The organism is Microcoleus sp. S13_C5, assembly GCF_036700845.1.
Classification (GTDB): Bacteria; Cyanobacteriota; Cyanobacteriia; order Cyanobacteriales; family Microcoleaceae; genus Microcoleus.
The window spans coordinates 55361-67303 of record NZ_JAUBPR010000026.1; the positions used below are offsets into that span (position 1 = coordinate 55361).

Genomic DNA, 11943 nt, shown 5'->3' on the forward strand with positions numbered 1-11943 from the left:
GGCACATTTGAGACTGGCGCTGGCGCTGGCGTCGGCGTTAATGTTTGTGCGGGCGCTGGTGCTGGTGCGGGCGCTGGTGCGGGCGCTGGTGCTGGTGCTGGTGCTGGTGCTGGTGCTGGTGCTGGTGCTGGTGCTGGTGCGGGCGCTGGTGCTGGTGCGGGCGCTGGTGCTGGCACTGGTGCTGACGCTGGTGCTGGTGCGGGCGCTGGTGCTGGTTCAGGAGCTGGTGCGGGCGCCGGTGCGGGCGCTGGTGCTGGTTCAGGAGCTGGTGCGGGCGCTGGTGCTGGTGCTGGTGCTGGTGCGGGCGCTGGCGCTGGTGCTGGTGCTGGTGCGGGCACTGGCGCTGGTGCTGGTTCAGGTGCTAGCGCTGGCGCTGGAGTTGGTAGGGATGCTTGTGGGGGAGTCGGCGCTGGTGCTGGTGTGGGTGCTGGTGCTGGTGCGGGGGGTGGTACAGGTGCAAATATAGGTGCGGGAGTTGGTGCGGGTGCGGGTGCTGGCGCGGGAGTTGGTGCGGGTGCGGGTGTTGGTGCGGGCGCGGGCGCTGGTGTTGGCGCGGGTGCGGGCGCGGGCGCGGGCGCGGGTGCAGGTGTTGGTGCGGGCGCTGGCGCTGGTGTTGGTGCGGGCGCTGGTGCTGGTGTTGGCGCTGGTGTTGGCGCGGGTGCGGGTGCGGGTGTTGGCGCTGGCGCGGGTGTTGGCGCTGGCGCGGGTGTTGGTGCGAGTGCGGGTGCGGGTGCTGGCGCGGGCGCTGGTGCGGGTGCTGGCGCGGGCGCGGGCGCTGGTGCTGGCGCGGGCGCTGGTGCTGGCGCGGGCGCGGGCGCGGGTGCGGGCGCTGGTGTCGGCGCTGGTGCTGGTGTTGGTGCGGGTGTGGGCGCTGGTGCGGGCGCTGGTGCGGGCGCTGGTGCGGGCGATACTGAAGAAGCCGTAATGTTAATTTGGGTTGGCTGTACTATCTGAGGGGTGGGGCTGAAATAACTTCCCTGTGTAATAACATTTTCCTTCTTTGGACCCCCAGTGGCAATGCTGCCAGCAGTACCGTTGAGTTTGTTATAGTCGGGCCCGACGCTGAAAAGAGTGTTCGAGGCTTCGCCACCGTGGCGAATGGTGATATCTCCACCATTGGCGCTACCAGTAGTGGATGCGGAAATGCTGCAAGCTTGCGACAAGCAGTTGTTATCGTTTGTGAAAGTGCCTGTAGCTCGGAAATTACCACCGGCTGTAATGTCAATATCTCCTCCGCCTGTTCGGCCTTCGGTGTTGATATGGGTTACTTCGATATCGTTGCGGGCGTTGAGGGTGACTTCACCACCTTGTTTTTCTTTGGAGTTGGCGTCTATGAACCCTGTTTGAATGCTGCTTGACGGTGCTGCAATACTAACGTCTCCGGCATTGCTGTTTTTGTCGATCGACCCTGCGTTGATATTGCCTGTTTCTACTTTTCCTGTACGGCTGGTGACGGTGATCTTGCCGCCTGCGGTGGTGTCGGAGTGGGAGTCGAGATCCGCAGTGCTAATGTCGCCACTAGCTTCTAGGGCGATCGCACCGCCTTGGGAACTTGTGAGGTTTCCGCTGACTGCAATGCTGTTGGCTGCTTGAATTGCGATCGCCTGAGCGTTTACATCTTTTAGCGCAACGTCCCCCGCAGCTACTACTCGGTTAGACGCTGTGAGTACCACTTGACCGTTGGCATTGACGCTGAGGCCTGTAGCGTTCGTTTCACCGACGCCTGTAAGCAGTTCGGGCAAGGATGTGATCGGCAATGCCGAAGCTTTTACCGTTGTTCCAGTGCTGCTCGTCGCTGAGGGCGGCTCGATTTCCAAACTCAGCAAATTGCCTCGCTGGCGGATCTGCACTAAATTTGTCCCGGAGACTGATGCTACGGTAATTTGACCGCCTGGGGCCGAAACGCTGCCGGTGCTGACAACGGTGCCGCCTAGCAAGGTTAAGTTCTGCCCTGACTTGACTGCTAAGTCTGCCGTGCTGATAATTGCTCCTGCTTGATCGGCTCCAAAACTAAAGGAATTGGGCGCGCCTGTCAGAGATGTGTAAGTGCTACTACCGTTGACGTTAAACGAGTTTGAACCAAATCCAATAGCGGTGGCGGTGGTTGCTGTGAAAGAAGCAGGCACGTTTAAACTGGCACTGTTGCCAAATATGATGCCGGATGGATTCATCAGAAACAAGTTAGAATTGCCGCCGGTTACTTGAATTAAGCCGTTAATAATCGAGGGTTTACCGCCGCCTATGCCCGCTAAAATGTTGCGAATGTTGGGGTTTGATATAAAGTTGGCAATCTGATTTTCCGACAAGCCGAATTCTTTAAAGCTGTGGAAAAGATTTTGTCGATCGCTCGATAATTGTCCCCCTTGAATATCGAAGCGAGTTGGCTGCCCAGGAGTTCCGTTTTGGGCTGCGGGAGTGACGGTAGTACCTGTTGCGTCCGCCGCTGGAACAATTGTTTGACCTTCGGCTTTTGCTTGCAAAAAGTAAAGGTTTATTAAGATAATTGGCAGAGAAACTGCCAGTTTGCTTATTCTTTTTTTTGACAGGAATTTAGCCTTTATTTGAATATTTTTGGTGGTTTCCATAGGTTTTTAATGGGTAAAATATATACACAGAAATTAGGTAAATAAACCTAGTTTTTCTAAAAATTTGGAGTTAAAGGCTGTATATTTATGAAGCTACCGGGTTTCGGACTGCAAGTGCGTTCCAGACTGACTTTCCCGACTCACTGAGGAAAATTTCCCTGTAAAATTTTCCTCTGCATTTGCAATTCCCCGAGCGTATCTTCTCCAGAATCTAAATATAACTCGCAATGCCGAGAATCTGTATCTTCCGGATGACATATAAAAAAAACTGGCTTTCCTAGACGCACTCCGAACCCTAGAAACCGTTTTTTTTACATTAGTGAGGGTTTAAAGGAAGTATGGTCATTTAAAAAATCGGCTTCTGCGCCCAGAACTGACCGGGAAAAATCCACGTCAAAAATTTTTCTTTTCCTTTTATAAATAACAAAAAAAGCCGGCTCTACAATTGCCGACCCTTAAAATTCTGACAAAAATAAGAAGTCCTGGACGCAACGGGTACATAAAGTGTAGGGTGCGTCAGAAACGGTCGATTGCTTCTGCCTGGACGCAGAAACCCACTTTTTTTACGAAAACAGTTAGTTGCAGTCCCAGGCTTAAAAAACTCGGTTTCTTTGGTAGTCCTAGACGCAAGGCTGCATAGAAACCGGTTTTGTTAACGAAAATAATTCGTTGCAGCCCGCAGAAACTATAAAAAAACCCGGTTTCTTTAGTCTGTATACGTAAGTCCTGTCCTTGCTTCTTGCTTGTTCCTTCTGGCGGCTGCCTTTCGGTTTTAATCTGTCGCCATGTTGCTGTTTAATGGGGTGCCCAGGCGGATTTGTTGAATGATTTAAGAGTTAATTGGGTGAAGTTTGGACAGTGGGCGAGGGACTGGGTGAAACAGGGCGCGGTGAAGCAGGACTCGGTGAAGCAAGACTGCGTGAAGGATTCGCAGAAGGAGTGGATTGGGGGGATTTTTTGAGACCGACAAAAGCGTCATAACGGGTGGTACGATCGCCAATGACGGCCGCTGTAACGCCGATCGACCGCATGGCGTCTATCCACATTTTTTGGTTGGGAGGAAACTCCGGCAAAGCTAGGTTTTTCGGGTTAAACGCACTCTCGGTGTCGATGAAGAAATTGCCGTTGTGGGGTTTAAGTTCCGATCGTACAGTGTTCTGGAACAGTTCGCTGCTTAAAAGCGGACTTTTCGGTGCCGGAACGATCGAATCAACCACTGGAGCTCCTACTGTCATAAACGCTACATCGTTCATCCAACCACGAGTTACCGTAATCCCTCCAAACGGCGATGTCCATTTTATCGCAGGTTTGCCCCCGACTTGAATTTCCTCAACTCTAAACCCTTTCATTCTCATCGTTTCATCAAGCTGTTTTAGGGATTTGTCGGCTGCGCCCCGGTTGTTTGTTTCCACCATAAATACAAATCCGGCAGCAAATTTGTCTTTGGGATTCTGCGTAGCGGCTGGTATTAATGAGAGAGAAAATTCTCCGGCCATCCAGTTCATTAAGTCTTTATCTAAATCCAGGCCGGTAGTGGATTTTAAACCTGTGCGTAAAACTTGGGGATTAATCGGGGAAATCGGGTTTGCCTCGGCTCCCAATACGTAGTCTTGCCACAAACGCTGCAAGTTGCCGCCGGATACCATCATTATTGTATTGCTTGGTAGGCGATTAACCATTTTTAGAGCATTGTTTTCTACTACTATCCTTCTGGTAGAATCTGGTTTTAGCCAAGAGACTGATTTGAATCCAATTCCTTCTGCCTCCAGCGTCGCTGTGGTGGCAAATCCCTGATTTTGTTGCAGTTTTTCGAGGTTTTCTGGTGAAATTTCACGGGCTGAGTTGGCAGCGGCATAGGCGGCGGCAACGGGCATATTGACGTAGATTTGACCGAAGGCACCCGGACTTTTTATTTTGTCTATGGCGTCTGCATAGCCAGGGGTTTTGGCTAGGGAAGGTTCGCCTTTGTAGGTGTCGATTATTCTGTCTGTAGCGCTAGGATCTGTGGTGACTGCTAGATAACTGGTGCCGAGTACCGCGACAGAGAAATTGCGATCGGGTACGCCTTGAGTTTCTGTGACTTGCACGCCTTTATAATTACGCTCAACTATTTTTCCTTGGCTGAGGGGTCTGGGTTTTGTTAATAATTCTTTGGCTTTGATCGGGTTGGCAATTGGCAGGATAATTGCCACTGATTGTTGAATTGGCGGAGATGGGGGCGTGTTGGGTGCGGGCGAGGGGGCTGGTATAGCTATTTTGTTGCGGAGAAAGGCTACCATTGCTGTGTTACCTATCCAGGGTTGAATGTCTTGCTGGTAGGCGTAGCCGTTGCTGGTGAGAAGGCGATCGCGCATTTCGCTTAAAAACCTCTCAAACGAAGCTTTTGACTCCGGCGTGCCAAACTCTCGCAGTCTATTCCACTGCGATTCATCGGTGGTGATGGATAGGGCCATCATCGTATCTTGCGGCACAACGGTTGCCCCCGCCGGCAAATCTTTGGCGGGCCCACGGGAGATGACGAGGTAGTAGGTGACAAAGCCTAAACCGATCAGAAGTGTGGCGGCTCCGATCGTAAACAGCAGGGAAGATTTATCTTTCTTAAACATTATTCGTAAGGTTCTGGTGCTCGCAACATGATAGATTATTTTCTTGGCTCATGTAACAGATACATTAGCAGATACACTTAACCGGGCAAATCTAGGAAAGTTGACTGTTGACTGTTGACTGTTGACTGTGAGCCGAAAAACAGAAAATTGTGCTTATATGTGGTGGCAGATTGCAGGAGACTTTACCAGAACGATGCTACCGGATTTGATATAAGTCCGTGTAAGGAAACCCCACACAAAAAATGTAGCAAGATTTTTGTGAAATGGTATTAACGGAATCAGTTTCTGGCCTTAAAGTCTTTAAAGATAGTTTGAAACGAGTACATCAGCCGGTGAACATCGTTTGTGGCTCTAGGAAAAATGTTGAGTTCCCATTTTTTGCGAGCGGTAGTTAGCAGTTTTGCTATGGGTTGGGAGTAACTGTTAGAAATGAAATAGCTGCCACCTTCGTAGCGAATGTCTGACGCTAAGCCGATAAAAGCACCAGCCATTTCTAGTTTTAGTTCCGAGGTACTGTGTTCCGATTTTACTGCTAAAATTACCTGCGAGTGGCGGGGTTCGCGGTTGAGCAAACGGCAGATATTCGCTTCTTTTTGGGACAAAATTAAAACGTTGCAGTTGTGCAGAACTCCGGCTCTACCTTGGACTTTTACTCCTAGGTGAACTTCCAGGGCTGGTTTGTCGGGAAATTCTACAACAGCATGAGTGTATGGATGTGCAGTTCCGTGGATTTTTCCCGCTGTTTTTCTAAATGTTAAATATTTGGGTGTTTCGTCGTCTAAAACATTGTTGTAATAAATAGTACCGCCTTCATTAGCAACTGCTTTTAGCAGAATAGTGAAGAGGTAAGTGTCAAAAATTCTGGATTGTTCTGCCGCTGTGTTAAAATCGGGATCGATCGAGCTTTTTAATTTGCTTTTAATTTCGGAATTGATGGCGTAGTTGCTGGGCCCGGAGGGCAGTTTTTCCAGCAAGTGCTTGAGGGCGATCGCCTGTTTGTGGCGGGGGGCTGTGACGCTGGAGGTAAACTCGATTGTTTTGGCAGTTTCGCCACCTGAATTGGCAAAGGTAATTTTTGTGCCGAGGGGAGAGGTTTCTGATTCTACTTTCAAGAAATAAGCAATTTCGTCTTCCATTTCGGAAGTGTTGACCGTCGCTTGTTCGACAGCATTAATTAACAGCAAAAGTTGTTCTTTTGCGGTATAATCTTCTATCTTCAGCAGAGGTGTTTTTCTTTTGAGCGATCGCTCTTCTATTACTTTGCCTATCTCTACAGTATCCGCTACTTGTTGAACTACCCAACCCAAATTAAACTCATCCAGAATTGCCGCCAGTTCTTGATAGAGTTTGGCGTACTCGATCTCGTCCATAATTGTTTCTGCGCTGCACACTATTTTGATTATACAAGCAGATTTGATTTTTTGGTCAATGGCTGTTGAGCAACTACGCAGATTGGCTGTAATGGGGGATTGGCGGAGTGTTCGAGTGTCTGAGTGGGAAAAATTTTTCTCTTGGCTGAACCTCCATCCGTTACATCTGTTAAATCCCGTACACTGCTGGTTGCCGAACTTGCTGCTGCTTGAGAGAGACAATTGGGAGTAAGCTATTCTACGACATTTGTAGCGATCGAACTATGGCAACTATCAACGACAACTACCTCAAACTTAAAGCTGGCTACTTGTTTCCCGAAATTGGGCGCAGGGTGAAAGCCTTTGCAGAGGCGAATCCCGAAGCGCCCATCATCCGGCTGGGGATTGGCGACGTAACGGAACCACTACCGGCTGCTTGTCGGGAGGCGATGGTGAAGGCGGTGGAAGATATGGGCTCGCGGGATACCTTTAAAGGATACGGCCCGGAACAAGGTTATGAGTGGCTGCGGGAGAAAATTGCCGAGCACGATTTTAAGTCGCGGGGATGCGATGTTGATGCTTCGGAAATCTTTATTTCTGATGGTTCTAAGTGCGATTGTGGCAATATTCTGGATATCTTTGGCAACAATAACACGATCGCAGTTACCGATCCAGTTTATCCGGTGTATGTAGACACTAACGTGATGGCTGGACACACGGGAGATGCGAACGAAAATGGCGAATACGGCGGCTTAGTTTACCTGCCAATTACAGCGGAAAACAATTTTACTGCGGAAATTCCCACCGACAAAAAAGTCGATTTAATTTACTTGTGTTTCCCGAATAACCCGACGGGGGCAACTGCAACCAAGGAACACTTGCAAGCTTGGGTAAATTATGCTAAAGCTAACGGTTCGATTATTTTCTTCGATGCGGCTTACGAAGCCTATATTACCGATCCGAGTTTACCGCATTCTATCTACGAAATTGAAGGGGCGCGTGATTGTGCGATCGAATTTCGTTCTTTTTCCAAAAATGCTGGTTTTACGGGTACTCGCTGTGCGCTAACAGTTGTACCGAAGACTTTGACTGGAAAAGCGGCAGATGGTTCCGATGTCGAAATTTGGAAGCTGTGGAACCGCCGCCAATCTACTAAGTTTAACGGTGTTTCTTACATCGTGCAGCGCGGTGCTGAGGCGGTTTATTCGGAGGCGGGCAAGGCACAAATTCAGGCTTTAGTCAATTTTTACATGGAAAATGCTGCGATTATTCGCGAGAAATTGACAGCGGCGGGAATCCAGGTTTTTGGTGGCGAAAATGCACCTTATGTGTGGGTAAAAACGCCTCACGGTTTGTCGAGTTGGGATTTCTTTCAGAAGTTGCTGGAAACTTGCAATGTGGTGGGAACTCCTGGTTCTGGTTTTGGTGCGGCGGGTGAGGGTTATTTCCGCATTTCGGCGTTTAATAGTCGGGAGAATGTGGAAGAGGCGATGAGACGGATTGTGGAGAAGTTTAAGGTTTAATCTCATCTCCTGCTTAAACCGAAAGGCCCCAGCCCGCCAGGGAATGAATTCCCTGGCTAATAGCTAAAGTCCTCGCTATGAGGACTAATGAGTTCTTCAGTCCTCTTCAGAGGACTTTAGCTTTGAGACAGGGGTTTCAACCCCTGGCGGACTGCCGGAATCAGCAAAAAAGCATTAACTTAATATGTTGTGGAACAGGCCGGAAATCCTGTTCATGAAAATAGTAAAAGATGTGAGTTATAATCTAAAATGATTGTGGCTTAGCGTTTCAATAAAAAATGCAACCCAACACCAGGAGTTTTTTATGCACTTGTTACGAGTTCAAGTTCCTGATTTTCGCGGTTTAAAGGACATTGACATCACTTTTGAAAAGGATTTTGTTCCTAAGATTTTTCCGCTGGGTAGTCAAAATGGTGGCGGGAAAAGTACGCTGTTGCAGTTAATTTTTGTATTGTTACACTGTTCTGTTGATGAAGATAAACAACCGTTTCTAGCAAATCTGCTTCAGGGATTTAAAATTTATACTGGGCTAGAGAAAAGAGTCTTAGCCATCATTGACATTTGGGATGGAGAAAAAGTTGTCCAGATGGATTTTTTTGCTTATAATGATTCTTTCTTTCAAAAATTATTAGCATTAGATATTAAAAAGGGAAATGAGGAAAATATCGATAAACAATATCTCAGTTTTTCAGTTTTGACACAATTAAAGCTACTTAAAAGTGAAATATATCAACTAAAAAGAGAGAATTTTTTTAGAAAAAAGAATCATCAATTAGAACTTAAAACAAACCAAGAAAAGATAGCATTTTTAAATCAAAAATCTACAGAGATTGAAAATATTTGTTATAACGTTATTGAATACTTAGATGCGGAAAATATAACATATATATGTAACTATTCAAGCAAGCGAAATTCCAACAAGAAGCGAGATGAAGCTTTACTCTGTCATTTCAATAATATAGATACGGAAGAAGCAGAAGATTTTTTACTAGAACTGTCCAATCAAATATTTTTAGCAGCTCCATCCACCCAAATTTTTCTATTTCTTCCGCCTAATGATAGAAAACTCTTATTTGGCCACTCAAGTAAGGAAGATAAGAATTATTACGCGATCCTAGAATCTGCAAGATCTAAATTAAATGGCTTGTTTACCTATGACTTCCTTGCTGTGGAGCTACTTATTGAATCATTTAAAGCTGTTCGCGATCGCGACTTCAGAGAAGCCATCAAGACAGGTAACTACGGGAACAGCTATCAATCTCTAATTAAGGAATTAAATCTGCTGTTGGGGAATAAAAGGATAAATGTAAATGAAGACTTGTCGGGTGTCAACTTTCACTTGTATAATAATGGTAAAACTATAGAACTATATCCAGAAGATTTAAGTCACGGCGAACTAAAAAGACTCAGCATTTATGCTTGGCTCAAGTCTCGCAACATAGAAGATGCTATTGTTTTGATGGATGAAGTTGAAATTGCTTTTCATCCAGATTGGCAATATCAAATTATATCAGACCTCCAAGAGTGGGGACCCAGCAATCAATATATTCTGGCAACTCACTCCTACGCATTGTGTGAAGCTCTGACACCAGCCCATGTTAAAGAAATAGAGCCAAAACTGATTAAACAAGAATCTAATATTAGAAATGAGTCTTAGTCCAGAACAGCTAAAAAAACATTGTGAGGCAATTCTTCAATCTCGCAGAATTAAAAACAAAATTGTGGTATTGTGCGAAGGTGATATTCGGAAGACGCAGGGTAGAGAGTCACCTCAAGCTTATAAAGCAATGGAGCAAATGCCTGATGCCAACTTTTATAAGGCTTGCGTTCCGACATGGTGGAGACAGAAGCGACCGGAATTTTTCAACTGTGGCGATCGCAAAGATGTATTAGACACCTACTCTACTCTTTCAATATTACACGAAAATGATACGAAGAATTCATATTTAGATCCCGATCGACTTTTTGCAATGATAGATTTAGACTTGCAACTGCAAACGATCGACAATTATATTTTTACAGATACAGAAGCAATTTTTCGGAATCTTTACGAAAAATCGGAGGTGAAAGAGCAAAACGCAGCACAGCACCGGATCTGGATTACAGGTTTGATTCATAAAGAAGCATATTTTCTGACACCTGAACTTCAAGCAATATTTGACAATTGTTGTAACAAGCCCATTTATAAGGGAAATCCTGCGGTACTCGCAAATATTTATCTGGATATGGCTGATGCAATTTGTAGCGACTTGGATTTACAGAACAACCTACAGAGAGCCTTCGATCGCATTAGTTACTGTTCGGGATTAGATTGTACTGAAGTTCAAGCATTTCAGGCTTCGTGGAAAGAGCGGTTTCAAAATGCTGTAGATGAAACGCATAAAAATCAGTCAATCACAGTTTTGCTGACAATTAAAAAAGCTAAGGATTATTGGCATCAAATTAAGCCATCCGGTGACTTTAGCCGGGAAGATTGGGTATTTAGAGAGCAACTATCGTTAGAAATTGGCAGATTTTATTCAGACCAAAGTAGCGATGTTAAGTCTCATATTCCTTTTTTTTTCAAAACATTGTATGAGTTCGTTTAAATAAAACTCCTTAATTATAATATTCCATTTTCTATCCATCACCATCGCTAGGAAAACCAAATTGGTCTGGTAATTCAGCAGAGGTAATTTGCAGAATCTCTAGCAACTTCTTGTATTGAACAGGCGTTAGCTTCGGTACCGATCGCCCGGATTCCCAGTTGCTTACCGTCATTTCCGTAACTCCAAGTGCTTTTCCTAGCTGTTTTTGAGTCATAAACCGCTTAACTCGGAGTCTCTTTAGTGGCGATCGCTCGAATTTTTTAAACATTTCCATAAGCTAATTGACCCTGACCCTAAATTGATTTACGCTTACCCTAAATTGATTGACCCTGACCGTAAATTGATTTACGCTTACCCTAAATTGATTTGCTCTATGCAAATACAGAAACCTCAGATAGTATTGTTTTAACAAATTGTGCTTTACGGGAATAGCGGTCTTTTCTTTAATTAGAAATTGTACGCGGTTTTACCATTACAAAGCATCAAATCTATCCAAAATTATTGGTCAAAGCTATGTTGCAAGATTCATCATCGAACCAAACATCGCCGAATGTTTTAACCAACCAAACCTTTGAGGGCGATCGCGAAGCAGTCCGTCACGTAATCATCGGTTCGCCGCTGGGGGTACGGCGAACTATCCACCAACTGCACGCATTGCGCTACGAGGAAGCTGTTCGTTGGACTCATCCGATCGCCATTCCCGACAATCGCATCATTATTACACCCGATCAGGGAGAAATCATGAGTCTGTTAGTCAAATTAATCAGGCTGCAATGAAGTCATAAATGTGCGATCGATGTTTCTAGAATTGAGTCAAAAGTGCGATCGTGAATCTCTTCTCGTTGCCCGTGCTAAACTCAACAGATATATCCAAAAACTCTTGTGGGGTAGGCATCCTGCCTGCCCTTGGCACAAACTTAACAACTAGCTCGCAATTCAGCTTATGATTGTTATCACCCCCGTGATCAAACCTGTTAGCCAGATTGAGCTTTCTCCCGGTAGTGTCATAACTATTCCCAATATAACTTGGCTGGAATTCGAGTCGATTTTGCAGGAATTAGGGGAAAAACGAAGAACCAGAATTGCCTACAGCAACAATACCTTAGAAATGATGGTTCCCTTACTAGATCGGGAAATTCCGAAAGATTTAATTTCCGATATGGTAAAAAATTTACTCAAGTCAGCGGGCAGAAGATATGAACCCTTTGGTTCTACTAAGCTGATACGCAGCTAGATTGTATAATAGAAATATAAGATAAGCGATCATTAGTTAGAATGTATGCCAGCCAAAA

General features: G+C 46.0%; 9 protein-coding genes. 5 read left to right on the forward strand and 4 right to left on the reverse strand.

The window, feature by feature from the left end:
* The 3 genes from QUA04_RS10095 to QUA04_RS10105 form a co-directional block, all read right to left on the reverse strand.
* Nucleotides 1-2585 (reverse strand): two-partner secretion domain-containing protein (locus tag QUA04_RS10095; RefSeq protein WP_333256215.1); only part of this gene is annotated, 2585 nt, incomplete at its 3' end.
* Between the two features lie 836 nt (nt 2586-3421).
* On the reverse strand, nt 3422-5191 hold the full coding sequence (locus QUA04_RS10100) for a DUF3352 domain-containing protein (RefSeq protein ID WP_333256217.1): 1770 nt from the start codon (nt 5189-5191) through the stop codon (nt 3422-3424).
* Between the two features lie 278 nt (nt 5192-5469).
* Nucleotides 5470-6561, reverse strand: a complete 1092-nt coding sequence (locus QUA04_RS10105) for a hypothetical protein (protein ID WP_333256219.1) — start codon at nt 6559-6561, stop codon at nt 5470-5472.
* Nucleotides 6562-6824: 263 nt separating this feature from the next.
* Here QUA04_RS10105 and QUA04_RS10110 point away from each other — a divergent pair, with 263 nt between their 5' ends.
* The 3 genes from QUA04_RS10110 to QUA04_RS10120 all read left to right on the forward strand — a co-directional run bounded on the left by QUA04_RS10110 (nt 6825) and on the right by QUA04_RS10120 (nt 10651).
* Nucleotides 6825-8063 carry an LL-diaminopimelate aminotransferase gene (locus tag QUA04_RS10110; RefSeq protein ID WP_333256221.1) on the forward strand — a complete coding sequence of 413 codons (1239 nt, stop codon included), beginning with the start codon at nt 6825-6827 and terminating at the stop codon, nt 8061-8063.
* Between the two features lie 304 nt (nt 8064-8367).
* Complete coding sequence (locus tag QUA04_RS10115) at nt 8368-9720, forward strand: AAA family ATPase (protein WP_333256224.1); 1353 nt, start codon at nt 8368-8370, stop codon at nt 9718-9720.
* Nucleotides 9710-10651, forward strand: coding sequence for a hypothetical protein (locus QUA04_RS10120; protein ID WP_333256227.1), 942 nt, complete (start codon nt 9710-9712; stop codon nt 10649-10651). Before QUA04_RS10115 ends, QUA04_RS10120 begins: the two co-directional genes overlap by 11 nt.
* 31 nt (nt 10652-10682) lie before the next feature.
* On the opposite strand, the gene QUA04_RS10125 is transcribed toward QUA04_RS10120, so the two are convergent.
* Nucleotides 10683-10925, reverse strand: coding sequence for a helix-turn-helix transcriptional regulator (locus tag QUA04_RS10125; RefSeq protein ID WP_333256229.1), 243 nt, complete (start codon nt 10923-10925; stop codon nt 10683-10685).
* 239 nt (nt 10926-11164) lie between these two features.
* On the opposite strand from QUA04_RS10125, the gene QUA04_RS10130 reads away from it, so the two are divergent.
* Together QUA04_RS10130 and QUA04_RS10135 are read left to right on the forward strand one after the other, a co-directional pair.
* Nucleotides 11165-11428 carry a hypothetical protein gene (locus QUA04_RS10130; protein WP_172186722.1) on the forward strand — a complete coding sequence of 88 codons (264 nt, stop codon included), beginning with the start codon at nt 11165-11167 and terminating at the stop codon, nt 11426-11428.
* A gap of 166 nt (nt 11429-11594) precedes the next feature.
* Nucleotides 11595-11885, forward strand: coding sequence for a hypothetical protein (locus QUA04_RS10135; protein WP_333256232.1), 291 nt, complete (start codon nt 11595-11597; stop codon nt 11883-11885).
* The last annotated feature ends 58 nt before the right edge of the window (nt 11886-11943 follow it).